The sequence below is a fragment of the Kitasatospora sp. NBC_01539 genome (genome assembly GCF_045040525.1).
Taxonomy (GTDB): domain Bacteria; phylum Actinomycetota; class Actinomycetes; order Streptomycetales; family Streptomycetaceae; genus Kitasatospora.
The window spans coordinates 7407633-7434528 of record NZ_CP109390.1; the positions used below are offsets into that span (position 1 = coordinate 7407633).

General features: G+C 76.1%; 22 protein-coding genes. 2 read left to right on the top strand and 20 right to left on the bottom strand.

Annotation, left to right across the window (positions count from 1 at the left end; translation table 11 throughout):
• The first annotated feature begins 304 nt into the window (after positions 1–304).
• Positions 305–676 carry a DUF2511 domain-containing protein gene (locus OG335_RS32155; protein ID WP_405014648.1) on the top strand — a complete coding sequence of 124 codons (372 nt, stop codon included), beginning with the start codon at positions 305–307 and terminating at the stop codon, positions 674–676.
• A 117-nt stretch (positions 677–793) separates the two neighbouring features.
• Here OG335_RS32155 and OG335_RS32160 read toward each other — a convergent pair whose 3' ends face one another.
• From OG335_RS32160 to OG335_RS32235, 16 genes are all read right to left on the bottom strand, one after another.
• Positions 794–2116: a cation:proton antiporter gene (locus OG335_RS32160; RefSeq protein WP_405014649.1), complete on the bottom strand. Its 1323-nt coding sequence runs from the start codon at positions 2114–2116 to the stop codon at positions 794–796.
• 87 nt (positions 2117–2203) lie between these two features.
• The gene (locus OG335_RS32165; RefSeq protein WP_405014650.1) at positions 2204–2752 is read right to left on the bottom strand and encodes a CGNR zinc finger domain-containing protein; all 549 of its coding nucleotides are present in this window, start codon (positions 2750–2752) and stop codon (positions 2204–2206) included.
• 118 nt (positions 2753–2870) lie between these two features.
• On the bottom strand, positions 2871–3383 hold the full coding sequence (locus OG335_RS32170; protein WP_405014651.1) for an adenylyl-sulfate kinase: 513 nt from the start codon (positions 3381–3383) through the stop codon (positions 2871–2873).
• Between the two features lie 12 nt (positions 3384–3395).
• Complete coding sequence (locus OG335_RS32175; protein ID WP_405014652.1) at positions 3396–4571, bottom strand: pyridoxal phosphate-dependent aminotransferase; 1176 nt, start codon at positions 4569–4571, stop codon at positions 3396–3398.
• On the bottom strand, positions 4568–5935 hold the full coding sequence (locus OG335_RS32180; RefSeq protein WP_405014653.1) for an APC family permease: 1368 nt from the start codon (positions 5933–5935) through the stop codon (positions 4568–4570). The genes OG335_RS32175 and OG335_RS32180 overlap by 4 nt, the downstream gene beginning before the upstream one ends.
• Positions 5932–7386, bottom strand: a complete 1455-nt coding sequence (locus OG335_RS32185) for an FAD-binding oxidoreductase (protein WP_405014654.1) — start codon at positions 7384–7386, stop codon at positions 5932–5934. Before OG335_RS32185 ends, OG335_RS32180 begins: the two co-directional genes overlap by 4 nt.
• Before the next feature lie 10 nt (positions 7387–7396).
• On the bottom strand, positions 7397–9133 hold the full coding sequence (locus OG335_RS32190) for a thiamine pyrophosphate-dependent enzyme (protein ID WP_405014655.1): 1737 nt from the start codon (positions 9131–9133) through the stop codon (positions 7397–7399).
• Positions 9130–10356, bottom strand: a complete 1227-nt coding sequence (locus tag OG335_RS32195; RefSeq protein WP_405014656.1) for an ABC transporter substrate-binding protein — start codon at positions 10354–10356, stop codon at positions 9130–9132. The genes OG335_RS32190 and OG335_RS32195 overlap by 4 nt, the downstream gene beginning before the upstream one ends.
• A 58-nt stretch (positions 10357–10414) precedes the next feature.
• On the bottom strand, positions 10415–11557 hold the full coding sequence (locus OG335_RS32200; protein WP_405014657.1) for a sulfotransferase family protein: 1143 nt from the start codon (positions 11555–11557) through the stop codon (positions 10415–10417).
• Positions 11554–12606: an NAD(P)-dependent oxidoreductase gene (locus tag OG335_RS32205; RefSeq protein ID WP_405014658.1), complete on the bottom strand. Its 1053-nt coding sequence runs from the start codon at positions 12604–12606 to the stop codon at positions 11554–11556. The genes OG335_RS32200 and OG335_RS32205 overlap by 4 nt, the downstream gene beginning before the upstream one ends.
• Positions 12607–12609: 3 nt before the next feature.
• Positions 12610–13734 carry a Glu/Leu/Phe/Val dehydrogenase dimerization domain-containing protein gene (locus tag OG335_RS32210; protein WP_405014659.1) on the bottom strand — a complete coding sequence of 375 codons (1125 nt, stop codon included), beginning with the start codon at positions 13732–13734 and terminating at the stop codon, positions 12610–12612.
• A 289-nt stretch (positions 13735–14023) separates the two neighbouring features.
• Positions 14024–14305: a MoaD/ThiS family protein gene (locus OG335_RS32215; RefSeq protein WP_405014660.1), complete on the bottom strand. Its 282-nt coding sequence runs from the start codon at positions 14303–14305 to the stop codon at positions 14024–14026.
• 101 nt (positions 14306–14406) lie between these two features.
• Complete coding sequence (gene thrC, locus OG335_RS32220; protein ID WP_405015601.1) at positions 14407–15690, bottom strand: threonine synthase; 1284 nt, start codon at positions 15688–15690, stop codon at positions 14407–14409.
• Positions 15691–15757: 67 nt separating this feature from the next.
• Positions 15758–16525, bottom strand: coding sequence for an SDR family oxidoreductase (locus tag OG335_RS32225; RefSeq protein WP_405014661.1), 768 nt, complete (start codon positions 16523–16525; stop codon positions 15758–15760).
• A gap of 164 nt (positions 16526–16689) precedes the next feature.
• Complete coding sequence (locus OG335_RS32230; protein WP_405014662.1) at positions 16690–17832, bottom strand: Glu/Leu/Phe/Val dehydrogenase dimerization domain-containing protein; 1143 nt, start codon at positions 17830–17832, stop codon at positions 16690–16692.
• 171 nt (positions 17833–18003) lie between these two features.
• Positions 18004–19377 carry a cystathionine beta-synthase gene (locus tag OG335_RS32235; RefSeq protein WP_405014663.1) on the bottom strand — a complete coding sequence of 458 codons (1374 nt, stop codon included), beginning with the start codon at positions 19375–19377 and terminating at the stop codon, positions 18004–18006.
• Positions 19378–20053: 676 nt separating this feature from the next.
• Between OG335_RS32235 and OG335_RS32240 the strand changes: the two genes are divergently transcribed.
• A complete protein-coding gene (locus tag OG335_RS32240; protein WP_405014664.1) occupies positions 20054–20929 on the top strand; it encodes a DUF1015 family protein in 876 nt (291 codons plus the stop codon).
• An 81-nt stretch (positions 20930–21010) separates the two neighbouring features.
• Here the strand turns inward: OG335_RS32240 and OG335_RS32245 are convergent, their stop codons facing one another.
• The 4 genes from OG335_RS32245 to OG335_RS32260 all read right to left on the bottom strand — a co-directional run bounded on the left by OG335_RS32245 (position 21011) and on the right by OG335_RS32260 (position 26807).
• A complete protein-coding gene (locus tag OG335_RS32245; RefSeq protein ID WP_405014665.1) occupies positions 21011–21541 on the bottom strand; it encodes a CGNR zinc finger domain-containing protein in 531 nt (176 codons plus the stop codon).
• 64 nt (positions 21542–21605) lie between these two features.
• Positions 21606–22781 (bottom strand): sulfite oxidase, encoded by a 1176-nt coding sequence (locus OG335_RS32250; protein WP_405014666.1) that lies wholly within the window; start codon positions 22779–22781, stop codon positions 21606–21608.
• Positions 22782–22812: 31 nt separating this feature from the next.
• Complete coding sequence (locus OG335_RS32255) at positions 22813–25338, bottom strand: SpoIIE family protein phosphatase (RefSeq protein WP_405014667.1); 2526 nt, start codon at positions 25336–25338, stop codon at positions 22813–22815.
• Positions 25339–25634: 296 nt separating this feature from the next.
• Positions 25635–26807, bottom strand: a complete 1173-nt coding sequence (locus tag OG335_RS32260) for a S1 family peptidase (protein WP_405014668.1) — start codon at positions 26805–26807, stop codon at positions 25635–25637.
• Positions 26808–26896 lie beyond the last annotated feature (89 nt).

Sequence of the window (26896 nt, forward strand, 5' to 3'; positions counted from 1 at the left end):
ACGGAGCGTGCGCGGTAAAGATTTTGTGATCACTGCGGCTCCGGATGCGCCGGCGGCGCGGGTCGGCGGGGGTGCGGCGCGGGCCCGCCGGTTCCCGGGGGTGACCCGGGGCCGGGCGATGTGCCGTGGGCGTCGGTCGGGGACGTACCGCCGGGTGGAGGGTGGGCCGCAGGTCACCGCGGTCGGGCCGGTGGTGCCGCGCCGGGAGCGGCCCGATGTGATCATGGGGAAAACGAAGTGTGCTCGATGTCTGGTCAGTCGATCACTCCGCCCCTACGCTGAGCGCCCTACCGAGGAGGGCCTGATGGCTGGCTTGGAGATGACGGCGGATCGGGCGGTGCCGCGGTCCAGGAACAGAGTGGTGTATGCCGTGGTCGGCGGGCTGCTGGTCGCGGGCGGCGCGGGCTGGTGGATGCTGGGCGGCGAGGAGCACACCCGGGAGGTCTCGGCGTCCACGGTCTCGCCGTGGCCCTTCACCGTGGCGTCCGGCACCCTGCACTGCCGTTCCGGCGGCGCGCTGACCTTCGAGGCCGGCGGCACGGAGTACGGCCTCAACGGGCCTGCGCAGGACGCCGGTTATCCGGCGCCGCTGCCGGTGTGGGCGGACGCCCAGGGCGGCGGCGGTCTGCACATGGACATGCTGCCGGCGCTGGACGCCGCCCAGGCGCTCTGCTGACCGAAGAGCCCCGCACCCGGGGCGGCCTCCCGCCGGGACGGTCCGGCCGGCCGCCGGTGCCCACCGGACGGGCGCCCTGACCGGCCGACCCGGGTGGCGCGCCCGGGTGACGCCCGCTCAGCTGTGCGCCGCGGTGGCGGACGCCGAGGCCCCGGTGGGCACCGGCGGCGCCTTCGGCGGCAGCGGTACGGCGGCGGGGTGGCGCTTCTGCACGGCGTCGAGCAGCGGGCCCGTCATGACGGTGGTGACCAGGGCCATGACGACCATGGCGGTGAACATCCGCCGGTCGATGACGTGCAGCGACAGGCCGACGTTGAGGATGATGAGCTCGGTCAGGCCGCGGGCGTTGAGGAGCACGCCCAGCCGCAGGGCGTCGCCCCGGTCGAAGCCGGTGAGCCGCGCCGAGAGGGTCGCCCCGGCGAACTTGCCGGCGCAGGCCACGACGATGATCGCCGCCAGGGCGACGGCACCGCGCACGCCGAGGCCGCTGAAGTCGACCGACAGGCCGGTGAGGGTGAAGAAGACCGGCAGGAGCAGCGAACCGGTCTGGTCGATGCGCTCGGGCACCTGCGGGGCGATCGCCTCCAGACGGCCGCGCGGCACCACCGCGCCGAAGGCGAACGCGCCGAGCACCGCGTGCAGCCCGATCACCGAGGTGCACCAGGCGCTGAGCAGCAGGCCGATCATCAGCACCGGGTACGCGGCGGCCGCGCCGCCCGACCACCGGTCGGTGGACGACAGCAGCCGCTCCAGCAGCGGCCGGACGGCGTAGCGCAGCACCAGCACGAAGGCCGCGGCCTCGGCGGCGAGGACGAGCAGCGACTGCGGCCGGTCGGCGGTGACCACGGCCACCGCCGCGGCGAGCAGGCACCAGGCGAGGGCGTCCTGCAGGGAGGCGCAGGTCAGGGCGATGCCGCCGAGCCGCTCGCGGTGCATGCCGCGGTCGTTGATGATCCGGGCCAGCACGGGGAACGCGGTGATCGACATCGCGGCACCGAGGAACACCGCGGGCCCGAGCGGGCCGGTGGAGTGCAGGAAGCCGTGGTCGTACCAGGGGTACAGCAGGTAGGCGAGGCCCGCGCCGAGCGCGAACGGCAGCGCCACCGAGCTGAGCGACACGAGGGTGATCTGCCGGCCGCTGCCGCGGACGTGCGAGGCCTCCAGCCGGTAGCCGATGCCGAACATGAAGAGCACCAGGCCGAACTGCGCCAGCACGTGGAGGAACGGCCGGACGTACGCGGGGAAGAGCACGTCCGTCGGGTTGCCCGGCAGCAGGCCGAGCAGGCTCGGGCCGAGGGCGAGCCCGGCGACGATCTCGCCGACCACGGGGGGCTGGCGCAGGCGGCGGGCGAGCCGGCCGAAGAGGTGCGCCGCGCCGATGATCAGGGCCACGTCGGCGAGGACGACGGCGGTGGTGCTGTCGAGACCGGGAGCGGTCATGGTCCGCAAGCCTTTCTACGAGGGGCGGGACGGGACGGGGCGGGGGCCGGCACCCCGTACCGCCGGCGAGGGCGGGCCCGGGGGCCGTCAGTGGGCCCTGCGCCGGCCGCGGTAGGCGGCGGCGGAGGCCCGGTCGGTGCACTGGTCGCAGCAGTAGCGCCGGTTGCCCGGGCGGGTGCGGTCGACGAAGACGCAGGCGCAGGGAGCGGCCGCGCAGCGGCCGAGCCGGCGCACACCCTGTGCCGTGACGAACTCCGCGAGCGCGCCGGGCAGTCGGGCCGCCACCGCGGGGTAGCCGGAGCGGTCGGCGCCCCAGGCGAGGCGGGCCGTGCCGTCGGCGGCGGTGGTGAGCTGCGGGACGGCCGCAGCCTCGCGGAGCAGGCCGTTGAGCAGCAGGGCGGCCTCGGTGGCGCTGCCGGCGCCGAACACCCCGCGCAGGCGGTCGCGGAGCAGGCGCAGCGACGGCAGGTCGTGCGGTGCGGTCTCCTGCGCCAGCCGGTGCTCGCCGAGTTCGGTGAGCCGCTGCCGCAGGTGTGTGAGGTCGGCCAGCCGGTCCGCGGGATCGGCCAGCGGGCAGGCGCTGTTGACGAGTTCGACGGCCAGGTCGAGGTCGTCGACCGGCCGGGCCGGGCTCACGGCCGTCCCTGCGGGCGGCCTCCCCGACCGCGACAGCGCCGTTCGACGGGCCGGGCGGGCTGGTGCGGGGGTGCTGCGGTGAGCGCGTACGCCGTGCGCGTCCCTGCACGGCGGGCACTCACACCAGGCCCCGTTCGGTCATCAGGTGCAGCAGGGCCGCGGCGGCCGCGGGGGTGTCCTGCCCGGTGACGTCGACGTGGGCCGCGGAGCCGGCGGTGCGGGCCGTGCCGCGGCCGACCTGTACCTCCAGGTAGGGCACGTCGGCGGCGTGGTGGCGTGCGCGGACGGGGTCGGCGTCGTGCGGGTGCGGGCCCGGGGCGAGGGCCAGCACGGTGACGTCGTTGCGGGCGAGGGTCTCGGCGGCGAGGCCGATCCGCAGGCGGTCGGCGTCGGCGGTGTGCGGGGCCGGTCCGGCGAGCGGCGGGTGCGGCGGCTCGTCGCCGTACAGCACCTCGACGCGTCGGCCGCGGCCGCGGAGTTCGTCGCGGACGGCGCGGGCGAGGGCGGCCTTGCGCGGGCCGGGCGGGCCGGTCAGCCAGACCGTGGCGCCCGAGCGGCAGGTGCAGCGGAGGGTGCCGCCGGGTGGCGGCGGCGCCGGGGCGGGTCCGGCGGTGCGTGCGCTGGTGGCCATCGGTCTTCTCCTTCAGGTGAGGTGGCGGCGGAGCCGCCGTACGGCCTCGTCGAGGGTCTCCTGCCGTTTGCAGACGGCGAAGCGGACGGTGGTGGCCATGGCGGCCGGCGGGTCGGCGTAGAAGACGGACATCGGCAGGGCGGCGACCCGGGCCTCGGCGATGGTGCGGTCGCACCAGCGTTCGGCGTCCTCGCCGACGTCGGCGAGGACGAAGAAGCCGTTGCCGGGTGCGGTGGCGGGCAGGCCCATCGCGCGGAGGTCGGCGACGAAGCCGTCCACCCGGGCCCGCAGGTCGCGGGCCCGGCGCTCCAGGACGGCCGGGGTGCCGGGTGCCCGCAGCACCGCGGCGACCGCGACCTGCAGCGGCGTGGGCGGGCAGAAGGTGACGAACTGGTGGACGGCGCGGATGCGCCGGGTCAGCTCCGGGCCGGCCACGGCCCAGCCGATCCGCCAGCCGGTCGCGGCGAAGCTCTTGGAGACGGAGGAGATCTTCACCCGGAGTTCGGGGTCGGCGACCGCGGCGAGCACGCCGGTGTGCGGGGTGCCGTCGAGGTTGAGGTGCTCGTACGTCTCGTCGGAGACGACGACGACGCCGCGGCGGGTGAGGTCGGCGACGGCCCGCCACTCGTCGGCGTCGAGGCTGCGGCCGAGCGGGTTCCACGGGGTGTTCACGATCACCGCGCGGGTGGCCGGGGTGACCACCCGGGCGAGGGCGGCGGCGTCGATGCGGTCGTCGGGCCCGGCCAGCCGCAGGGCCCGGGTGGTGCCGCCCGCGGAGTGCACGGCGGGGGCGTACTGCTCGTAGGCGGGTTCGACGAGGACGACCTCGTCGCCCGGCGAGACGAGTGCGGCGATCACGCAGTGCAGGGCCTCGGTGGCGCCGACGGTGACGGTGACCTCGGTGTCCGGGTCAATGGGCGTGCCCTCGTGCAGGCGCAGGTACCCGGCGAGGGCGGCGCGCAGCAGCGGGTGCCCGGCGCTGGGCGCGTACTGGTGCTCGGTGCCGTCGCCGAGGGCGGCGAGGGCGTCGAGCAGGGCCCGGTCGGGGCCGTGGTCGAACACGCCCTGCGCGAGGTTGACGGCGCCGTACTTCGCGGCGAGGGCGGGGATGCGGACGAAGACGGACTCCGCGGCGGGAGCGGGAGCGGGAGGCGTGGCGGGGGCCGTGGCGGCCGTGGTCGGGGTCATCGGGGGCTTCCTTCCGGGCCGTGCCCGTGGGCGTCGACGGGTTCCGGCGCGGTGGTGCCGGTGGTGCCGGTGGTGCCGGCGGCGCGGGCGGCCCGGCGGCGCTGCACCACCTGGACGCCGAGCGCCGCGAGCAGCGCCAGCACGCCGTACAGCGCCTGCCAGCGGGACTGCACCAGGCTGACCGCGATGACGACCAGCAGCAGCAGGTTGAGCCCCGAACGGACGGTCAGGCCGCGCACCCGCAGGTAGGAGACGATGCTCAGGACGTACAGCAGCATGAAGATCGCGCTGGCCGTCGCGGTGGTGTCGATGACGAGGGCGGGCCGCAGGCTCAGCAGCACCGAGGTCGCCGAGAACAGCGCCACGAGCAGGGCGAGGGCGCGGCGCGGGGTGCCGCGGCCGTCGAGGACGGCGAAGGCCCGCGGCAGCATGCCGTTGTCGGCGGCGTCCCGCACCATCTGGGAGGCGCCCCAGACCCAGGCGACGGCGTTGAGCAGCATCGCGCTGCACGCGATGAAGGTGACCGCCCAGATGATGATCTTGCCGTAGCCGACCACCGAGGCGAGCTGCAGCAGCCCCACCACCTGGTCGACGTCGGCGCGCGGCACCGTCACCGCGATCGCGACCGTCAGCAGGATGGTGAACACGCCGTACACCGCCAGCGCCACCGAACTGACCGGCAGGAAGTCGCGCTCCGGGTTGCGGAACTCCCGGGCGAGGAACGTCAGGTTCTCGAAACCCGCGAACGCCCAGAAGGCGAGGATCACCCCCGGCAGCACCACCCCGAGCTGCTGGGTGCCCGGCGCCACCGTGTGCAGGCCCTCCCGGGCCGACGGCACCGCCGACACCAGCAGCACGGTCGCCACCAGCACCAGCCCCCAGGTGGCGACGGTCTGCACCCGGGTGCTGGCCCGGCCGCCCGCCAGGTTGACCAGCACGGCGGCGAGCAGCACCGCGATCGCGACGACGACGGTCACCGTCCGGCCGACCTCGAAGGTGCGCGCCACGTACCGGCCCGCGACGAACGCCCCGGACGGCAGGCCCACGATCACCAGCGCGATGAACATCACCGGCACGCAGCGGCCGAACATGTCGCCCAGCCCGGCCCGGATGAACGCCTCGATGCCGCGGCCGTCCGGGTTGCTGCGCACCATGTCGTCGAACATCAGCAGCATCGGCAGGCACAGCAGCGTCGACAGCGCCCACACCAGCAGGCTGTTGTGGCCCGCCCTGGCGTACACCGCCGACGGCAGGAAGAGGATGCCGGAGCCGGCGATCGAGCCGATCGCGAGCGGGATCGCCTGCCAGCGGGTCAGCCCGCGGCGGCCCGTACCGGGCTCGGGGGCGGTCTCGGTGGTCGTCATCGTGCCGCCTCCGTGTCCCACGGAAGGACCCGGCCGCGGTTGAGGACGCCGCGCGGGTCGAGGGCCGCCTTCAGGGTGCGCATCAGCTCCAGCTCGCCCGCGGACCGGGTGTAGCCGAGGTACTCGCGCTTCTCGAAGCCGATGCCGTGCTCGGCCGAGATGGAGCCGCCGCACGCCGACACCGCCGCGTAGACGATGTGCTCCACCTCGGGCTTGCGCTCCCGGGTCTTCTCGCCGGTGGCGACCGCGATGTGCACGTTGTCGTCGCCGAGGTGGCCGAAGACCAGCAGCCGCACCTGCGGCCACTCGGCGCGCAGCCGCTCGCCGACGGTCTCCAGGCACGCCGTCAGCTCCCGCGCGGGCACGCTCACGTCGAAGCCGAACAGCGGCTGCATCCGCAGCACCTCGGACGGGATCCGCTCGCGGGCCTGCCAGAACGCCTTGAGGTCGGCGGCGGAGGAGGCGACCGCCGAGTCGACGAGCTCGTCGGCGAGGTCGTCCAGGCACTCCAGGAAGGCCGCCTCGTCGTCGGGCCGGGTGGTGCGGCACTCCGCCAACACGTACAGCGGGTGGCCGAGCGGCAGCGGCAGCCGCACGCCGGTGCCGTCGAGCACCGCGTACGCGTCGGCCCAGACGACCTCGAAGGCGGTGAGCGCCCCGGGCAGCCGGCCGCGCAGCGCGCCGAGCAGGCGCAGGGCGGCGTCGACGTCGGCGACCGCGCAGAACGCGCCGGTGCGGCCGGTGGGTGCCGGGAGCAGCCCGAGGGTCGCGGAGACGACGACCCCGAGGGTGCCCTCGCTGCCGACGAAGAGCTGCTTGAGGTCGTACCCGGCGTTGTCCTTGACCAGGTCGGTGGAGAGGTCGAGCAGGGTGCCGTCGGCGAGGGCGACGCGCAGCGAGCGGACGTGCCGGCGGGTCATGCCGTAGCCGACGACGTTGACGCCGCCGGCGTTGGTGGCCACGCAGCCGCCGATGGTGGCGCTGTCCTTGGACGCGATGTCGATCGGCACCATCAGGCCGTGCGCGGCGGCGTGCTCCTGGAGGGCGGCGAGGGTGACGCCGGCGCCGGCGGAGACGGTGCCGGACGCCTCGTCGACCGGGCCGACGGCGGTCAGCCGCTCGGTGGAGAGCACGACCTCGTCGGCGGCGGGCACGCCGCCGGAGACCAGGCCGGTCATGCCGCCCTGCACGACGACCGGCTGGTGGTGGTCGTGGCAGTAGCGCAGGACCAGGGCCACCTCCTCGGCGGTGCCGGGCCGGACGACCACAGCGGCCACCCCGACGCGGTCGCTGCCCCACAGGTCCTGCGTGTAGCGCAGGGGCAGGTCGGGGCCGGTGAGGACGTGGCGGTCGCCGACGATCAGGCGCAGCACGTCGGCGTGCGCGGCGACACCCTGCGGGGCCCCGGCGGATGCCGTGCCCTCCCGGACGAGAGGCGGTCGTGTGGTCATCGGACTTCTCCTAACAGGAGGACGGCAGGTCGAAGTTGGCGTGCACGGCCTGCAGGCTGGTGCGGACGTGCAGGAGGTACCCGTCACGGGAGGCCAGGGCCCGGCGGACGGCCGGGTCGGCCTGGTGCGGCTCGGTCACGAGTTCGGCCGGGAGGCCGAAGGAGCGCGCCCAGCGCACCAGGTCGGGGGTGTGCAGGGCGGTCGCGCAGTCGGTGGCGGCGCCGCGCCGGGCGGCGTGCGCCCGGATCGTGCCGTAGCTGCCGTTGTCCGCGACGATCACCACCGGCCGACGGCCGCCGGCCTGCGCGGAGGCGAGCTCGTTGCCGGTCATCAGCACACCGCCGTCGCCGACCACGGCCACCGCCACCCGGTCCGGGTGGCGCAGTGCGGCGGCGGCCGCCGCGGGCACGCCGAACCCCATCGAGCCGCCCGCGAGGGCGAGCAGGCGCTGCCCGGGGCGCAGCCGTACGTGCCGGTGGATCCAGCTGCTGAAGTTGCCGGCGTCGAGGGTGAGCACGGCGTCGTCCGGCAGGCGCCGGTCGAGGGCGTCGGCGATCAGGGCGAAGTCCAGGCCGTCCGGGCGGGGGCGCGGGGCGGCCGCGGCGAGTCCGGTCTCCAGGGTGCGCCAGCCGGTCAGCCAGGCCCGGCGGTCGCCGTCGGGCCGCCCGTCCTCGCCGGCCGCCCCGGGGGCCTCGGCCCCGGTGGGGTCGGCGGCGAGTTCGGCGAGCACCTCGGCCGGGTCCGCGGCGAGGAGTTCGCCCGGCCCGCGCGGGTCCGGGTGCACGGTGACCAGGCGCTGCCGGCCGTCGTACCAGCCGGTCAGGTGCACCTCGTCGGGCAGGTCGCCGAGCAGCACGACGAGGTCGGCCCCGGCGAGCCGGGCACGGGTGACGGCGGGGGTGCCGAGGTGCAGGTGCCCGGCGTAGTGCGGGTGGTGGTTGTCCAGCAGGTCCTGCTGCTTGTTGCCGAGCAGCACCGGCAGGACGGCGGTGTGGGCGAGCCGGCCGAGCGCGGGCCCGGGCTCGGGGGAGCCGCCGGTGCGCAGCAGCCGTCCGGCGAGGAGCACCGGCCGGTCGGCCCCGGCGAGGAGGTCGCGGACGCGTCCGGCGGCGGCGTGCGCGGCCCGGAGCGGCTGCCGGGCGTGCCCGGTCGGGCGCAGGGCGGCGGGCCGCCGGGGCGTGGCGGGCCCGCTCTCGCCGGAGGGCTCGTCCCACAGGTCCTCCGGCACGACCAGCACGGCCGGGCCGGGCACCGGCCCGCCGAGGGCCTGGGCGATCCGGGCGCAGGCGGCGGGCAGGTCGTCCGGTCCGGCCAGGACGACGACCGGGGCGATCCCGCCGAGCAGGGCGGCGATGTCGGTGCCCTGGAATCCGAGCACGGGGTCGGTGCCGCGGTCGGCGCCGCCGACGACCAGCAGCAGCGGCGTCGGGTCGGCGGTGGCCGCGTCGAGGGCGATCGACGCGTTGGTCGCGCCGGGGGAGCGGTTGACGGCGACGACCGCCGGACGGCCCGTCAGCCGGGCGTCGGCGAGGGCGCCGAAGGCCGCGCCGCCCTCGTGGCGGGAGGTGACGACGGTCAGGCCGTCGTCGCCCGCGGCGTCGAGGAGCGGCAGGAACGCCTCGCCGGGCACGGTGAACAGCCGGTCGCACCCCAGGGTGTCGCGCAGGAAGTGCAGGACGGCGCCGGCGACGGTGCGGGTGCGGTCCGTGGCGGCGGTGGTCGCGCCGGAGGCGGCGGCGACGGTCATCGCGTCACCCCCGTGGAGGGGTCGAGGTAGTCGCCGGTCGCCGACTCCGGCGGCCACACCACGACCGCGTCCTGGGCGCTGTCGCCGGTGTGCCGGTAGTGCATGAGGACGATCTCCGGGGTGTCGTGGTGTCCGGTCTCCTCCGTCCACCGGAACGACACCGGGCCGCGCCACGTCTCGAACGTGCCCTCCTCCAGGGCCTGCTGGAGGTCGGCGCGGCCGGTGGAGGCGGCCTTCGCGGCGGCCTGGGCGAGCACCACGACGTCGGTGAACGCGTTGAGCGCGTTGTCCGGCGGGGCGCTGCCGAACTCGCTCTCGTACCGGTCGACGAACCAGCGGCCGACCGGGGCGAGGCCGGGCCAGTCCGGGCTGAAGCGGGTGGCGGGCCACACGACGCCCGCACCGGCCTCCCCGGCGAGGCCCCAGTAGTCCTGCGAGCGCATCGGGAACGGGAAGCACGCCATCATCGGCACGCCCGGCAGCACGCCGGTGGCCACCGCGGAGGCGATCACCATGTAGTTGGTGCGGACGACCGCCGCGTTGAGCAGCAGGTCGGGGGCGAACGCCGCGACCTCCCCGAGCTGCGCGTCGAGGTCGCTGACGCCGTCCTGCGCGAAGTCGATGCGCAGCACCTCCACCCCCTCGACCGTCTTGTGGAGGGTCTGCTCCAGGGTGTCGGCGAGCATCTGCCCGAAGACGGTGTCGGCGGCGACCAGCGCGATGCGCTTCCAGCCGCGCTCGCGGATGAACCCGGCCATCAGCGGCGCCCGGTCGGCGATGGAGAAGTACGTCCGGAAGAGGTGCCGGCGGCCGAGGTTGACGGTGTTGTGGCCGTTCTCGACGAACGTCGGCAGGCCGATCTCCTCGGCCATCGCGGCGACCGACGGCGTGGTGCGCAGGTGCCACTGCCCGATCAGGGCGCTGACCCGGTCGATGAACGCGAGCTTGGCGAGCCCGCCGACCGCGGTGCGCGACATGTGCTCCAGGTCGGCGCCGACCTGGTCGTTGGCGAGGAACAGCCGCACCCCCGGGCCGAGCCCGTGCTCGGCGGCGTAGCGGGCGCCGAGCACGGCGCCGCGCACGCACAGCTCGCCGGCGACCGGGTCGCCGGGCAGGGTGAGCGGGGTCAGCACGCCGACCGGCAGGGCGTGCTGCCCGGCGCTGCGGTTCTGCCGTTCGATCAGTTCGGCGGCCCGTATGACGGCCTCTTGCGAGTGGGACACGATCAGCTCCTTGGTGGGGTCGCTCGGGCGGCCGCCCCGGCGGGGACGGCCGGCGGGATCAGACGCCGAACCGCCGGCGGTAGGCCTCGGTGGAGCGGGTGACGGCCTCGGCGGACAGGCCGAACTCCTCCAGGCTGTAGACGTGCCGGCCGTGCTTCGCGGCGGGCCGCCAGCCGAGGTGGTCGTCGACCGCGGCCGCGAAACCCGCGGTGTACGGCACGTCGAGGAACGCGCAGATCCGCCGCATCGCGTCCTGCGGGTCGCCGACGAGCTGCCCGTACGGCAGGTCGAGCACCGGGCGGCCGGCGATCAGGCCGTCGCGGTCGTCGGCGAGCTGCTGCGAGAGGCCGGTGATCCGGGTGAACCACTGGTCGCCGATCTCGGCGAGGTCGACGTCGTCGCTGCGGGCGCCGCGCAGGGTGCGGCAGAGGCTGGCGGTGGAGCCGACGACCTCGACCGGGTCGCGGTGCAGGTGGATGAAGCGGGCGTCCGGGTACGCCTGCACCAGGTCGTCGAGGAACCACGTGTGGAACGGGCACTTGAGCACGGGCACCGGCGTGGTGCCGTCGACCCGCTGGTGCAGGCTCATGAGGGTCTGCAGCTGCCGCCGGTGCCAGCCGTACGGCTCGGCGAGGTCCTGGCGGTGCAGCCACTCGCCGTACGAGGGCACCCGGTAGCGCATCTCCAGCACCATGCTGTGGAAGGTGTTGGCGAGCAGCCGGTGGCACTCGTCGGGGCGGCCGGAGTCGATGAAGTGGATGCCGGGCAGGTCCGGCGCCTTGCGGTAGTAGTCGTCGACGTACTCCTGCGCCTCGGCGCGGAGCCGGTCGTGGGCGGCGGGCAGTCGCACGGCGTCGGTGTGGCTGGTGAGCTCCCACAGCAGGGGGCTGTGCAGGTGCTCGTGCAGGCCGAGCAGGTTGTGCAGCAGGGTGCTGCCGGTACGCAGGAAGCCGATGACGAAGACGGGCCCGCCGAGGTCGATCCGGCCGAGGTCGGGGCGGCTGCGGTGCAGGGCCGCCGTGTCGGCCAGCACCTCCTGCGAGCGCAGCACCGAACGCCAGACCGGCTGGACGTCCTCCGGCCGGAGCCGGGCCTCCGCCCGCAGGGCGTCGGCGAACCGGTGCAGGCCCTCGGTGAAGGGCGCCGGGCCGTCCGGCAGCGCCGTGGCCGGCGCGTTCGCGGGTGCGGCTGCGGTGGTCATGTCGCGTTCCTCTCGCTGGGCCGGGTGGTGAGGTCGGGAGTGGTGGGGTCGGGAGTGGTGGGGTCGGAGCCGGTCGGGTCGCGGGGGTCACGGCCGGTCAGGTCGCGGGGGGCGAGGCCCGCGCGGAGGTCGTCGAGGTTCGCGAGGAAGGTGCGGGCGACCTCGCCGGGCTCGCCGGGGAAGGCGAACGCGCGGTGCGGGGAGACGACCAGCCGGGGCACGGCGTGCACCGGGTCGCCGGCGGGCAGCGGCTCCGTCTCGTGGACGTCCACGAACGCCCCGCGCAGGGCCCCCGCGCGCAGCAGCGCGTGCAGGGCCCGGTTGTCCACGGTGTCGGCGCGTCCGACGTTGACGACGGCCGCGTGCGGCGGGAGCGCCGCCAGTACGTCGTGGCCGATCAGCCCGCGGGTGCCGGCGCTGCCCGGCAGGCAGGCGACCAGGTGGTCGAGGTGCGGTGCCTCCGCGGCGAGCCGGGCCGCCGCGACGGTGCGCACCGCGCCGGGCACCGACACGTCGCCGCGGCGGGTGACCGCCACCGGGTGGGCGCCGAGCGCGGCGAGCAGGCCGACCACGGCGCGGCCGATGCGGCCGGTGCCCGCCACGGCGACGGTGCTGCCGGCGAGCAGCACCGCACCCGAGCGGTACCAGGGCAGGTCCTGCCGGCCCACCAGCTCGGGCAGGTCCTTCAGCAGCATGAGCAGCCCGGAGACGGCGTACTCGGCGACGGCCGTCACGGGCACGGCGGCCGAGTTGGTGACGAGCACGCCGGGAGGCAGGCCCGCGGCGGCGAGGTGGTCGGTGCCGGTGCCGGTCAGGTGGAGCCAGCGCAGCCGCTCCAGGCCGGCGAGGCTGCCCGGCGGGAACTGGAAGCCGACGAGCACGTCGGCGTCGTCGGAGGTCACCGTCTCGGAGACGTGCAGCCGTACGCCGGGGGTGCCGTCGAGCACCGGCAGCAGCTGCGGCGCCATCTTGCTGTGGGCGAGGCGCACGTCGAGGTCGTGCCATCCGGTGGGCCCGGCGCCGGGCCGGCGGTCGGTGGAGGTCGTCATGGGTCAGGCCGCCTTCCTGCGGTGGGCGAGGAGGGCGGGCACGGGGTCGGCCCCGCCGTCCGCGCCGATCTCCAGGACGTCGAGGGTGTTGCGGTGCACGAGTGCCTCGACGCGGTCGAAGAGCCACCGCACGAGGCCGTCGGCGGTCAGGCCCGCGGGTGCGGCACCCGTGAGCAGCGAGCCGACGGCGGCCGCGGCGCCGACGTTGGCGACGACGTCCGGGACGAGGGCGATGCCGCGCGCGGAGAGTGCCGCCGCGGCCTCGGGCGTGCAGCAGAGGTTGCCGCCCTCGACGACCACGGAGGCGCGGACGCGCTGCACGTTGTCGGCGCGCAGCGCGTCGCCGGTGGCGGCGAGCACGAGCACGTCGGCCTCGGTGTCGAGCCACGCCTCCGGTCCGGCCGCGGCGGTCGTGCCGTCGGGGAGGCCGGCGCGGCGGATGCTGCCGGCGCTGTCGGTGGCGGCCGCGAGGCGGGCCACGGGCAGGCCCCGCGGGTCGTGGAGGGTGCCGTGCGCGTCGGCGACGGCGACCACGCGGTGCCCGCGGTCCGCGAGGGCCCCGGCCACCGCGCGGCCCACCGTGCCGAAGCCCTGGACGGCGACCCGGCAGGGGGCGCCGCCGAGGCGGGCCGTGGCGGCGGTACGGGCCGCGACGGCGACCCCGAAGCCCGTGATGTCGACGAACCGGGCGCACAGGGTCGTCCAGTCGGCGGGCAGCCGGGGGGTGCGGGTGTCGCGCTCCACGTCGTAGCGGGCGGCGGCGAAGAAGAGGTCGCGGTCGGCGTGCGTGGTGCCGAGGTCGCAGCCGAGGTAGACGCCGCCGTGCAGCAGCGGGCCGGCCGACCGGCCGAACGCCCGCAGGACGGGCTCGCGGGGGCCGGGCACCGCACGGATGCCGGCCTTGGCGCCGCCGACGGGAAGGCCGGCGAGGGCGAGCTTCACGCTCATGGCGCGGGCGAGGCGGGCCACCTCGGCCTCGGTGACGGACCCGGTCATCCGGGTGCCGCCCATCGCGATGCCGTCGACCAGCGAGTCCACCACGACCCATCCGGTGAGCGCGTCGGCGGGGGAGCTGACGGTGGTCGCCAGCAGGGGCGCGGGGTGTGCGGTCACGGGGTGTGCGGTCACGGGGTGCTCCTCTCCCGGCCGGGCCGGCCCCCGCCGCCGAGGAGGAGGGGGCCGCCTGATCGTCATGACCAAAGCTTGATTAGCCACGTATGACGCTAGAGCGATGATGACGGCACGTCAAGAAGCCCTCTGTGCTGAGCAGTTGTGATCGGAATGCGTGATGGGACGTTTCGGGTGGCAGTACGGGTCAAAGCCTTGTTTGATCCGTGCCGACCTGAGGTGGCGTCAGAGGGGCCGACCCGGCCCGGGGCGGTGCCGCACGTCGGGGCGGGCGGCACCGCACCGCCGCTCAGCCCCCGGCGACGGCCGGGATGATCGAGAGCAGCGCGCCCGGCCGGGTACCGGTGGCCAGGCCGTCGAGCATGCGGATGTCGTCCTCGTCCACGTAGAGGTTGACGAAGCGGCGCAGCGCGCCCCGCTCGTCGAGGACCCGGCCGCAGATGCCGGGGAAGTCGCCGTCGAGCGCCGACAGGACGTCGGAGACCGTGGCGCCGGCCGGCGCCACGCTCACCTCGCCGATGCCGCCGGTGTAGGTCCGCAGGATGGTCGGGATGCGTACGGTGACGGTCACGGGGGGCTCCTCGGGGTGTGGCGGCGTGCAGGGGGGGATGGTCCGACGGGTGCGGAGGTACGGAGGTACGGGGGTACGGGGGTGCGGGGGTGCGGCCGGGGTCAGAGGCCGGCGGCGCGGAACGCCGCGAGGGTCGGGTCGATCACCGCGGTCGGGCCGACCAGCGAGGAGACGGTGTCGAGCGTCTTGAGGCCGTCACCGGTCTTCAGCAGCACCGTGGTCGCCCCGGGGTCGATCAGGCCCTCGCGGAGCAGCTTGCGGAGGGTCGCGACGGTGACGCCGCCGGCCGTCTCGGCGAACATGCCCTCGGTGCGGCCCAGCAGGCGGATCGCGTCGAGGACCTCCTCGTCGGTGACGCTCTCGACGGCCCCGCCGGTGCGGCGGCACACGTCGAGCGCGTAGAGGCCGTCCGCCGGGTTGCCGATCGCCAGCGACTTCGCGATGGTGTCGGGGCGCACCGGCCTGATCGCGTCGTGCCCGCCCTTGAACGCCGTCGCGACCGGCGAGCAGCCCGCCGCCTGGGCGCCGTAGACCTTGACGGTGCGCTCCTCCACCAGGCCGAGCGCCGTCAGTTCGCCGAACGCCTTGTCGACCTTCGTGAGCTGGGAGCCGGAGGCGATCGGCACGACGACCTGCTCCGGCAGCCGCCAGCCCAGCTGCTCGGCGACCTCGTAGCCGAGCGTCTTCGAGCCCTCGGCGTAGTACGGGCGGACGTTGACGTTGACGAACGCCCAGTCCTCCTCCCCGGCCAGCTCGGAGGCGAGCCGGTTGACGTCGTCGTAGTCGCCCCTGACCGCCAGCAGCGTGCCGCCGTAGACCGCGGTGGAGACGATCTTCGGCGCCTCCAGGTTCGCCGGGATCAGCACCACCGAGCGGATCCCCGCCCGGGCGGCGGCGGAGGCGACGGCGTTCGCCAGGTTGCCGGTCGACGGGCAGGCCAGCACGTCGAAGCCGAGCTCCTGCGCCGCGGCCAGCGCGACGGCGACGACGCGGTCCTTGAAGGAGTGCGTCGGGTTGCCGGAGTCGTCCTTGATCCAGAGCTCGCGCATGCCCAGCTCGCGCGCCAGGTTGTCGGCCCGGATCAGCCGGGTCCAGCCCGGCTCGGTGTTACGGGTCGTCATGACGTCCGCGGGCACCGGCAGCAGGCCGCGGTAGCGCCAGATGTTCGCCGGCCCGGCCTCGATCGACCGCCGGCTGACCCCGCGGAACTCGTACGCCACCTCCAGTGGCCCGAAACACTCGCCGCACACGTAGAGCGCGTCCAGCGGGTACGTGCTGCCGCACTCCCGGCACTTCAACGCGGTGGCGGGGCCGAGGTCGGGGGTCCGGCCGGGGGTCCGGCCGGAGGTTTTCGGGGCGAGGGCCTCCGGGCCCAGGTCCAGGATGCTCACGGGCTCTTCCTCACTTCTGCGGTTCGGGACCGGTGCCCGCGGCGCGCGCACCGGCGGGCTGCTAGCTGCCGAGTCCTCCGCCGACCACCAGCTGCGTGCCGGTGACGTACGAGGCCTCGTCCGAGGCGAGGTACAGGACGGCGGCGGCCACGTCGTCCGTGCTGCCGAGCGTCCCCAGCGGGACGCGTGCGAGGTAGCCGGCCAGGGCGGTGCCCCGGTCGGGGTGGAAGTGGCCGAGGATGCGGTCGTGGAGGTCCGTCTCCACCAGCGCGGGGTGCACCGAGTTGCAGCGGATCGCGTAGCCGCTGCGGGCGCAGTGCAGCGCGACCGACCGGGTCAGGTGGGCGACCCCGGCCTTGGCCGCGCCGTACGCGGCGAAGGCCGGCGTGCCGGCCAGCCCGGCGGTGGAGGAGAGGTTGACGATCGCGCCGCCGCGTTCGCGCAGCGCCCGGATCGCGGCCCGGCAGCCGAGGAAGGCGCTGTCGAGGTTGGCCGCCATCAGGTGCCGCCACTCCGTCAGCGACAGGTGTTCCGGGTCCTGGCGTTCGGCGGAGCCGGCGGTGCCCGCGTTGTTGACGACGACGTCCAGCGGGCCGCACGCGGCCTCGGCCTCCTTGACGACCTCCGCCCACCGGTCCTCGTCGGTGACGTCCTGCGGCAGGTAGCAGGCCCGCCCGCCGAGCCGCCGGACGGCCTCGGCGCCCCGGTCGCGGTCGCGCCCGGTGACCACGACGGCCCGCGCGCCCTCCGCCAGCGCCCGCTCGGCGGTGCGCAGCCCGATGCCGGCGGTGCCGCCGGTGATGAGCAGTGCCTTGTCGGTGAAACGCACGGTTCTCTCCCTGGATTCGTGGGGCCGGGTGCGGCCGGGGTGCCGGGGGCGCCGGGAGGGGGGCCGTCGCCGCGCGGCCGCCGCCTCTCCCGGATACCGCCCTCTCCCGGATACCGCCGGACCGGCCCGGGCCCCGGTCGGAGCGGGCCCGGGCCGGGTGTCGGTCAGACCAGGCTGGGGCGGGCGGTCCGTCCGGCCAGGCGGTCGGCGGCGAGTTCGGCGGCGGCGTCCATCAGGCGGCTGCCGTTCGCCTCGGCGAGCGCGAGGAGGTCGTCGACGCTGCGGCGGATGCGCCGGCCGACCTCGCGGTAGAGCCAGGCGGTGAGGGCGTCGGCGTCGGCCAGCGCCTCGGCGGGGGCCTGGCCGGTCAGGAGCAGGCCGGTGACGGCGGCGCCGCCGGTGTTGACGACGATGTCGGGCAGCACCTTGACGCCGCGGGCGTCGAGCGCGTCCTGGGCGCCGGGGGTGCAGGTGCAGTTGCCGCCCTCGGCGAGGAGCTTCGCCCGCACCCGGTGCGCGTTGGCCTCGGTGACCGCGTCGCCGCCCGCGGCGAGCACGAGGATGTCGGCGTCGACGTCGAGCCAGGCGTCCGGCGCGGAGTCGAGGCACAGGCCCTCGGGCAGGCGGCTGCGGTCGATGGTGCCTGCGCTGTCGGTCGCGGCGAGCAGGGCCTCCAGCGGCAGGCCCTCCGGCGCGCTGACGGTGCCCTCGCGGTCGGCGACGGCGACGACGGTGAAGCCGCGTGCGGTCAGGCCGGCGGCGACGGCGCTGCCGACGCAGCCGAAGCCCTGGATCGCGACCGTGCGGCACTCGCCGCGGATGCCGAGGCTGTCGACGCCCTGGTCGATGCCCTCGCAGACGCCGAACCCCGTGACGTCCGAACACTTCTTCCACAACTCGGCCCAGCTACAGGGGAGTCCGTCGTCGGCGGGGGTGGCGAGGGTGGCGTCGAAGCCGGCGGCGTCGAAGAAGACGTCGCGGTCGCGGTGCGAGATGCCCTGGTCGCCGCCGAGGTAGAGCCCGCCGTGCAGCAGCGGCGAGACGGCCTTGCCGAACTCGGCCAGCACCCGGTCGCGTTCGGCGCCGAGCGGGAGGCCGCAGACGATGCCGGCCTTCGCGCCGCCGATGTCGAGCCCCGCGAGTGCCAGCTTCATCGTCATCTTGCGGGCCAGCTCGGCGACCTCGTCGGGGGTGACGCCGGGCGTCATCCGGGTGCCGCCCATCGCGCGCCCCTGGGCGAGGCTGTCCACGATGACGAAGGCGTGCAGGTCGGACTCGTCGTTGTCGACGAACACACGGATCTTCATGAGGTGCTCCTTCGGAGAGTGGGGGGACGGTCGTGCGGTGCGGGTGGTGCTGCGGTACGCGTCGCGCCGTGCGGGTCGGGCACCGGCACCACGGGGTCCGGGTACGAGGCCCTGGTGCGGGGTCGCGGTACGTCGCGGTACGGAGGGCGGCGGGCCGGGCAGTGCGGCCGGTCAGCCGTTGCGGGTGAGGAAGCCGAGCACGTCGTGCCGGGTGAGGATGTCGCTGGACCTGCCCTCGTCGGCGACGATGACCGCCGGGTGGCGGGTCAGCGCGCCGATGGCGGTGGCGACGGGCTCGGCCGCGCCGACGAACGGCATCGGCCCCGACATGTGCGCCCGTACCGGGTCGCCGGAGGAGATCCGGCCGCTGGAGAGTCCGTCGAAGAGGTCGAGTTCGGTGACCGAGCCGACCACCTCGGCGATGTTGGCCGGGTGCCGGTCGAGGAGGACGGGCAGCTGGGAGATGCCGTGCCGGCGCATCTGGGCGATCGAGTCGCCGACGGTCTGGTGGGGGCGGGCGAAGACCAGCAGCGGCAGGGCGTCGCGCTTGGCCTGCAGGATGTCCTGGACGCAGAAGTCCCCGGCGGGGGTCTCGACGCCGAAGCCGTGGGCGTCCATCCAGGAGTCGTTGAAGATGCGGGAGAGGTAGCCGCGGCCGCCGTCGGGCAGCAGCACGACCATGACGTCGTCGGGGCCGAGGCTCCGGGCGGCGCGGGCCGCGGCGGCGACCGCGAGGCCGGAGGAGCCGCCGACCAGCAGGCCCTCCGTGCGGGCCAGGGCCCGGGTGGTGGCGAACGCCTCGTGGTCGCTGACCGCGAGGACGTCGTCGCACACCGACGGGTCGAAGTTGCCGGGCCAGATGTCCTCGCCGACGCCTTCCACCAGGTAGGGACGGCCGTCGCCGCCGGAGTACACCGAGCCGACCGGGTCGGCGCCGATCACTCGGACGGCGCCGCCGGAGGCCTCCTTGAGGAAGCGTCCGGTGCCGGTGATGGTGCCGCCGGTGCCGACACCGGCGACGAAGTGCGTGATGCGGCCGCCGGTCTGCCGCCAGATCTCGGGCCCGGTGGAGTCGAAGTGGGCCTGCGGGTTGGCCGGGTTGGCGTACTGGTCGGGCTTCCAGGCGCCGGGGATCTCGCGGGCGAGGCGGTCGGAGACGCTGTAGTAGCTCTCGGGGTGGTCGGGCGGTACGGCGGTCGGGCAGACCACCACCCGGGCGCCGTAGGCGCGGAGGACCGCCTGCTTGTCCTCGTTGACCTTGTCGGGGACGACGAAGACGCACTGGTAGCCGCGCTGTTGGGCGGCCATGGCCAGGCCGATCCCGGTGTTGCCCGAGGTCGGTTCGACGATGGTGCCGCCGGGCCGGATCGCGCCGGACTTCTCGGCGGCGTCCAGCATGGCGAGGCCGATGCGGTCCTTCACGGAGCCGCCGGGGTTGACGTACTCGACCTTGGCGAGCACGAGGGCCTGGGTGTCGACGACGTTTCTGAGGCGGACCAGCGGTGTGTCACCGATCGCCTCGAGTATCGAATCAGCGAACTGCATGTCATGGCTCCCGGACTGGTCTGTGGCCTTGCGGGACGACGGACTGCGCACCTGACGGGGGCCGGCCGTGCCGCGCCGACACCCCGGGGGCGTGGACGGGCCGGTGATGGGCGAGGGCCGGTTCCGAGGTGTCCGGTCCGGCGGGTGGGCGACGCACGGGCCCATCCGGCCGGGACACGTTCGGGGTGGCGCTGCCGAGTCACGTGCTATCGAGCCTTAGATACTCCCCGGAATCAGTTTTCTTTCGAATCTGACCGGAGTTCGTTCCTGGCTAAGTGCGTCTAGCTGATGATGCGGTCGACTGTAGGTTGCCCGTCGCGCTCAGGTCAAGGCACTCCGATCGGCATCACCGATGGATGGCGGCGCCACCGCCACGGGCCGGTCGTGGTCTCAACCCGGGCCTACCAGCGCCGACATGACGATCCGTCGGCCGGTTCCGCGCCCTGATCCCGTCCCGCCCGCGCGGCCGGGCCTGTTCGCGGCCGCCGGGGCGCGGCTACTGTTCCCGCACACCCCGAAGCCCACCTCCCGTACGCCACCTCCCCGCGCGGCACCCGCCCGCGCCGGGCCGCCGGATCGTGCGCGCCGCCCTTCTCCGCGGCCCCGCCGCGGCCGCCGCCGCCCGGACCCTGCCCCGGCCGGGCGGCTCCCCCCACAGACCGTCACGGAGGCGTCCATGCCCACCAGCAGCTCAGCACCGTCCCGCCCGTCGCCGTCGCCGTCGCCGTCGTTGCCGTCGTCCGAGGCCGGCCACCCCGGCGCTCCGGGCCCGCTCGGCCCCCGGCCGCTCCGCCTGCTCCCCTTCCGAGGGGTGCGCCCCGACCCCCGCACCGCCGGACCACTGGAGCGCGTCGTGGCGCCGGTCCGCGGGCTCCGCCCCGAACAGGCACAGCGCCACCGCGCCGAGGGCGAGCACAGCATCCTCCGGCTGGTCCTCCCCGAGGACGGGGCGGGTGCCCCCGCGGCCGGGTACGGCCCGGCGTCCGCGCGGTTCCGCAGCTGGCTCGCCACCGGGGCCCTCCGGCCCGACCGGGCGCCCGCCCTGTACGTGCACGAGCAGGACGGGCCGTCAGGGCGGGTCCGCGGTCTGCTCGGCGCGCTGCCGCTGCCCGTCGGGCCGACCGCGGTCGGTCTGCCCGCCGAGGAGGCCGACCCGGCCCGGGTGGAGGAGGAGCTGTCCCGGATGCGGGTGGTCGGCATCCAGGCGGAGCCGGTCGTGCTGGGCTACGACGGCGGCGGGCCGGCCACCCGGGTGGTCGACGCGGCGGCCGCCGGGCCGCCGCTCGCGGACGTCCGGACGGCCGACGGCGTGCGCCACCGGATCTGGGCGATCCGCGGGGCCGCGCAGTGGGCGGCCGTGGACGCCGACCTGGCGCGGCGCCGGGCCGCCGTCCTGGACGGCCACCACCGCTACCTCGCCTACCACCGCCTGCGGGACGGCCGGGTGCCGGGCGGCGGCGCCGGTCTCGTCATGCTCGTCGACCGCACCCGGCACCCGTGTCCGCCGCCGCCCGCGGCGGGCCTGGTGATCCGGTCGGTGCACCGGGTGTGACACGGCGTCCGCCGCGCGGTGCCCGCACGGCGGGTCCGGTGGGGCGCCGGTCCGGTGGGACGGGGCCGGGGCCGGCGGCCCTCAGCCCGCGCGGCGGCGGCCGCGGTAGGCGGCCGCCGCCGCGCGGTCGTTGCACGCCTCGCAGCAGAAGCGGCGGTTGCCCGGCCGGGTCCGGTCGACGAAGACGCACTCGCAGGGCGCGGCCGCGCAGATCCCGAGCCGGCCGACACCCTTCTCGGTGACGAAGGTCATCAGCGCGCCGGGCAGCCGGGCGGCGAGCGCCGAGTAGCCGTAGCGGTCGCTGCCCCAGTCGAGGGTGAGCACGCCGCGGGCGTCCGGCAGCAGCTGCGGCACCGCGTTCGCCTCCCGTACGAGGGAGTTGACCAGCGGGGCGGCCTCCGCGTCGGTGCGCGCGTGGAAGACGCCGCGCAGCCGCTCGCGCAGCACGCGCAGCGGCTGGAGATCGGAGGGGGTCAACTGCACGGCGAGCGCGGCCGCGTCGAGCCGGACGAGCTCGTCCCGGTAGAACGCGACGTCGGTGAGACGGTCGGGCGGGTCGGCCAGCGCGTAGACCGTGTTGACCAGTTTGACGGCCAGTTCGAGATCGTCCACCGGCTCCGTCCGCTGATCGCCCTGTGCACCGGAACGGGGTGCGGCACCCCGGCCCGCCACTGTATCAGGGGAGTTCGGCGCCATCACCGGGGCGGACGCCGGACGTCCCGCTCCCGGCCGCGCACACCACCTCCACGGCCTGCGGCAGGTTGTTGCCGAACCCGCCGCGGTTCCACGGAGCCCGCGACGGCTGGCCGTTGCCGTCCGCATCGGTCGCGCGGACGGTCAGCAGGTGCCGGCCCGGGACCGCCGTCCACGGGTGGTGCCAGCGGCGCCACGCCCACGGGTGCGCGCCCGCCGGCTCGACCACGGCGCTCTCCCAGTGCGTGCCGCCGTCGGTGCTGACCTCCACCGCCGTGACCGGCGCCCGCCCGGACCACGCCCGGCCCTCCAGCCGGACCGGCCCGGGGCGCACCACCCGCGTGCGCGACAGGAAGTCGGGGAAGCCGGGCGGCACCAGCAGGGCACGCGGGGCGATCAGGGTCACCGGCTCCCCGGGGTCGTCCGCCGACTGCCGGTAGCGGTAGGAGACGGCCTGCTGGTAGCCGGCGAACGCGGTGTCGGTCAGGGTGATCCCGCACAGCCACTTCACGCTCGCCATGCCGTACCAGCCGGGCACGACCAGCCGCAGTGGTCGGCCGTGCTGCGGCGGCAGCGGCGCGCCGTTCATCGTGTGCGCGACGAGCACCGGGCGGTCCGGGTCGAGGGCGACGGCCATCGGCAGGCTCCGCCGGTAGTCCTGCTCGACTCCGCGCTCCACGCCGTGGTCGGCCCCCGTGAACACCGCCTCCACCGCCTCCGGGGCCGGCCCGGCGCGGTGCAGCAGGTCGCGCAGCGGCACACCCGTCCAGTCGGCCGTGCCGACGCCGCCGTCCAGCCACGGCTGGCTGACCGGCCGCGGGTCGAGCCCGGCCCGGCCGTTGCCCGCGCACTCCAGCGTCACGCGCACCGTGGTCGCGGGCATGGCCCGCAGCTCGGCCGTGCCGATCGACAGCCGGCTGCGCACCAGACCGCCGACGGACAGCCGCCAGCGGTGGTCGTCGGCGGGCGGGATGTCGTAGTGGGTGAGCACGTAGTGGAGACCGGGCGGGGTCACGTCGTCGCGCAGCGCCTCCAGCGGCAGCGCGTGGTTGCGGGAGGCGAGCACGAGCTCCTCCGCGCTGATCCCCTCGCCCGGCCGCGCCACCCGGGCGGGGGCGCTGACGGCGGCGAGCTCCGGGCCCGCAGGGGCGGTTTCCATGCCTCCATTGTCGACCCGGCACCGGCGGCGGTCATCCGGGGCCGGGTGCGGCCGGGGCGGTGCCCGCCGGGTGCGGGGCCGCGGCCGGACCGGAGGCCGGCCGGACGGGGGCGGGCAGCGGCAGCTCCGCCCAGATCGTCTTCCCGGACGGGCCGTACCGGCTGCCCCACCGGCTGCTGAGCTGCGCCACCAGGAACAGGCCCCGCCCGCCCTCGTCGGTGTTGCGGGCCCGCCGCAGCCGCGGCTGGGTGTTGCTCGGGTCGGTCACCTCGCACACGAGCACGCGGTCACGGATGAGCCGCAGCCCGACCGGCCCGCCGGCGTAGCGGACGGCGTTGGTCACCAGCTCGCTCACGATGAGCTCCACGCCGAACGCCGACTCCGCCATCCCCCAGTCCGCCAGCCGCCGCGCCACCGCCGCCCGGGCCGGGGCGACCGCGGACGGCTCCGCCGGGAACTCCCACTGCGCGGTCGCCTCCGGCGGCAGCGCACGGACCCTTGCCAGCAGCAGCGCGATGTCGTCGCGGGCCGGCAGCACGGCGTCGGCGAGCATGCCCCGGCCGACGGACTGCAGCGAGCCGCGCGGCAGCGACGCGGCCAGCCTGTCGCGCAGGCGGCGCACGGCCGCGTCGAGGTCGTGGTCGGGCCGGTCGAGCAGCCCGTCCGTGTACAGCGCGAGCACACTGCCCGGCGCCAGCCGGACGGTCGCCGTCTCGAACGGCAGCCCGCCCACGCCGAGCGGCGGCCCCGGGCTCAGCGGCACCGCGCGGACGGTGCCGTCCGCGTCGGCGAGCAGCGGCGGCGGGTGACCGGCGCTGGCCATGGCGCACTGGCCGCTCACCGGGTCGTGCAGCGCGAACAGGCAGGTGGCGCCCACACCGTCGCTGTCCTCCGGGCGCGCCTCGGCGCCGAGCCGCGCCACCAGGTCGTCGAGGTGGGCGAGGAGTTCGTCGGGCGCCAGCTCCAGGTCGGCGAGGGTCTGCACCGCCGTCCGCAGCCGGCCCATGGTGGCGGTGGCGTGCAGCCCGTGGCCGATGACGTCGCCCACGACCAGCGCCACCCGCAGCGAGGGCAGCTCGATGACGTCGAACCAGTCGCCGCCGATCTCGGCACCGCCCGCGGCCGGCAGGTAGCTGCCCGCGGTCTCCACCGTCGAGGTGCGCACCCCGGCCCGCGGCAGCAGCCGCTGCTGCAGGGCGGCCGCCGCCCGGTGCTCGCGGGTGTAGCGCCGGGCGTTGTCGACGCTCAGCGCGGCGTGCGCCGCGATCTCGGTCAGCAGGTCGGTGTCGGCCCGGTCGAAGGGCTCCGGACGGGCGGTGCGCCAGACCGCGACCATGCCGAGCACCAGCCCCCGGGCGAACAGCGGCGCCACCGCGAGCGCGTGCCCGCCCTCGGGGACGGCCGCCCGGATGTGGGCCGGCGCGACCAGGCCGCGGTCCACCGCCGCCCGGTCGAAGGCCACCGCCCGGCCGACCTGGATCGCCCGGACGAACGGCACGTCCGGGAACGGCGGGATGACCCCGCCGGGCCGGATCATCCCGTCCGGCCACCGGCCGTCCGAGGGGCTCACCGCCTGCCGCCGCAGGTGCAGGTCGCCGCCGCCCAGGTGCCGCGGCGGCTCGTCGCCCACGAGGACGGCCTCCGCGAGGTCGACCCACGCCAGGTCGCCGAACGCCGGCACCAGCACCTCGGCGAGGTCCTGCGCGGTGCGGTGCACCCGCAGCGACCCGCCGACCCGTGAGAAGGCGAGGTGGCGCAGCTCCAGCCGGTCACGGGCCCGGGCCTGCTCGGTGGCGTCGGTCCGCAGGACGGCCAGCCCGGTGGGCCGCCCCAGCGCGTCCTCCAGCCGGACGGCGGAGAGCGACGCCGACCGCTCCGCGGCCCCCGGCAGGGCGGGCCGGAGCCGGTGCTCCAGACCCACCAGGGGCCGGCCCGTCTCCAGGACGTGCCGCAGGGCCGCCTCGGTGGCGGCCGCGTCGCCCTCGGTCAGCAGGTCGTCGAGGTGGCCGCCGACCGGCAGGGCGGGCGCGGCGGCGGTGCCGTGGCCGGTGTTGGCGCGGGCCACGCTGAGGTCGGGGCGGTGGATGCTCACACCGATCCGGTCCTGGGTGAGCAGCGCCCGCAGCAGGGCGGTGCCGTCGTCGGACTCCCCGGCAGGGCCGTCCGGCACGATGAGCACCAGCCGCTCGTCACTGCCGTCGAACGTCACGGCGCGCAGCGTCACCGGGACCTCCGCGCCCGACCGGTGCCGCAGCAGGGCCTGCCGCACCTCGCCGCCGTCCGCCGTGGCGGTGCCGGGTGCGAGCGCGGCCCGCACCGGCGCGGGCGCGGCGCGGTCGGCCGGGGACGCATCGGTACCGGCGCCGGTCGGCACCGTGGCGAGGAGATCGGTCAGGGGGCGGCCGCAGACCTCGGCGGCCGTCCGGCCCAGCAGCGCCGCGGCGCCGGTCGACCACCGCAGCACCGTCCCGTCGCCGGCGGTGACCGCGGTCGCGAGGCCGGTCGGGGTGTGCGAGGTCGGCGAGTCCGTGCGGCGGTGCCCCTCGACGGCGTCCATCCCGCTCCTCGACGCTAGGCCGGCCCCCGATCGCCCGTCCATTATCCGCCCGATGGGCGGTCGGGGCCGTGGCGTACGGCGCCGGCGGGGGTTGTGGCGTCCGTCGGAGGTCACCGCGGCACCGGCCCGGTGCGGGTCCCGGGCGCGGCACCGCCACGGCGGCGGGCCGCCGGAGGGCGGGCCCGCCGCCGCGGCCGGTGCGTCAGACGGTCGTGGCCGTCACGCGGCGGTGGCCGTCACGAGCGTCACGCGGTGGTGGCCGTCAGGCGGTCACGTGCGTCACGCGGTGGTGGCCGTCAGGCGGTCACGAGCGTCAGGCCGTACCGCGAGAGGATCTCGTTGACGGGCTGGAACCACGTCTGGCCGCCCGAGCTGCAGTTGCCCCAGCCGCCCGAGGTGACGCCCTGCGCCTGGTCACCGGTGATGAACGAACCGCCGGAGTCGCCGGGTTCGGCGCAGACACTGGTGCGGGTCAGCTGCTGGACGGCGCCCTGGCTGTAGTTGACCGTCTCGTTGAGACCCTGCACGACACCGCAGTGCCAGTGCGTCGTCGAGCCGGAGCGGCACACCGACGACCCGACCGGGGCCTGCCAGGAGCCGCGCACCAGCGCGTCGCTGACGGTGCCCCAGCCGAGCACCACCGGCACCGTCCACCAGCCGTTCGCGATGCGGATGTAGGAGTAGTCGTTGCCGGGGAACGACGAGCCCGCGAAGGTGCCCATCGCGGAGCCGTCCCAGCCCACCACGCTGCTCCCGGTGCCGCCGCAGTGCCCGGCGCTGACGAAGCCGCCCTGCACGGCGAAGCCGATCGAGCAGCGGGTGTTGCCGTTGATGTAGTACGGGTCGCCGCCGACGACACCCGCGGAGAGGGTGCGCGGGGCCTGCGCGGCGCCCTCCTCGACGGTGACCGCCGCGGTGGTGCCCGCGGACTTCAGGAACGCGGCGACCGCGGCGTCCCGGCGGCTGCCGGGGGCGACGGTGACCACGACGCTGTTGCGCTGCGGGTCGACCCGCCAGCCCGCCACCGCGGCGGGTGCGGGCGTGGTGCGGGCGGCCGCGTCGAGGGCGGTCTTGGCCCGGTCGAGGGACTGCTCGGTGCGGGCGACCGCGGTGGTCGCGGCGCCGGCCGCGCGGATCTCCGCCGCCCTGGCCTGGTCGGTGAGGGCGACCACGAGCTTGCCCTGGGACGGGTCGAACCACGAGCCGCCGTACGCGGCGCCGGCCGTCGTGCGCAGCTGCGGCAGCAGCCGTGCCGCGGTGGCCTCCTGGCCGAGACGGGCCTCGGCCTGGCCGGCCGTCAGCCCGAGGTCGCGCTGGAGGGCGTCGGCCAGGCCGGGGCTGAGCGGGGAGGCCACGGCGGGTGCCGGGGCCGGGCCGGGTGCCGCGGTCGCGGTGGTCAGGCCGAGCCCGAGGGTGCTGAGGGTGAGCAGGGCGGAAAGGGCCGCCTGTATGCCGGTGGTGCGCCGCATCGCTGGTTCTCCTCGTGTGGGGGGCAGGGGTCGCCTGCGTGGAAGAGAGCGCTCTCAGGTCGACGGGTCTAGACCGCTGCAGCGAGTTT

Coding starts and splice junctions, on each gene's coding strand:
- OG335_RS32155 (WP_405014648.1), top strand. CDS start 305: ATGGCTGGCTTGGAGATGACGGCGGATCGGGCGGTGCCGCGGTCCAGG.
- OG335_RS32160 (WP_405014649.1), bottom strand. CDS start 2,116: ATGACCGCTCCCGGTCTCGACAGCACCACCGCCGTCGTCCTCGCCGAC.
- OG335_RS32170 (WP_405014651.1), bottom strand. CDS start 3,383: ATGGCCACCAGCGCACGCACCGCCGGACCCGCCCCGGCGCCGCCGCCA.
- OG335_RS32175 (WP_405014652.1), bottom strand. CDS start 4,571: ATGACCCCGACCACGGCCGCCACGGCCCCCGCCACGCCTCCCGCTCCC.
- OG335_RS32180 (WP_405014653.1), bottom strand. CDS start 5,935: ATGACGACCACCGAGACCGCCCCCGAGCCCGGTACGGGCCGCCGCGGG.
- OG335_RS32185 (WP_405014654.1), bottom strand. CDS start 7,386: ATGACCACACGACCGCCTCTCGTCCGGGAGGGCACGGCATCCGCCGGG.
- OG335_RS32190 (WP_405014655.1), bottom strand. CDS start 9,133: ATGACCGTCGCCGCCGCCTCCGGCGCGACCACCGCCGCCACGGACCGC.
- OG335_RS32200 (WP_405014657.1), bottom strand. CDS start 11,557: ATGACCACCGCAGCCGCACCCGCGAACGCGCCGGCCACGGCGCTGCCG.
- OG335_RS32205 (WP_405014658.1), bottom strand. CDS start 12,606: ATGACGACCTCCACCGACCGCCGGCCCGGCGCCGGGCCCACCGGATGG.
- OG335_RS32230 (WP_405014662.1), bottom strand. CDS start 17,832: ATGAAGATCCGTGTGTTCGTCGACAACGACGAGTCCGACCTGCACGCC.
- OG335_RS32235 (WP_405014663.1), bottom strand. CDS start 19,377: ATGCAGTTCGCTGATTCGATACTCGAGGCGATCGGTGACACACCGCTG.
- OG335_RS32240 (WP_405014664.1), top strand. CDS start 20,054: ATGCCCACCAGCAGCTCAGCACCGTCCCGCCCGTCGCCGTCGCCGTCG.
- OG335_RS32250 (WP_405014666.1), bottom strand. CDS start 22,781: ATGGAAACCGCCCCTGCGGGCCCGGAGCTCGCCGCCGTCAGCGCCCCC.
- OG335_RS32255 (WP_405014667.1), bottom strand. CDS start 25,338: ATGGACGCCGTCGAGGGGCACCGCCGCACGGACTCGCCGACCTCGCAC.
- OG335_RS32260 (WP_405014668.1), bottom strand. CDS start 26,807: ATGCGGCGCACCACCGGCATACAGGCGGCCCTTTCCGCCCTGCTCACC.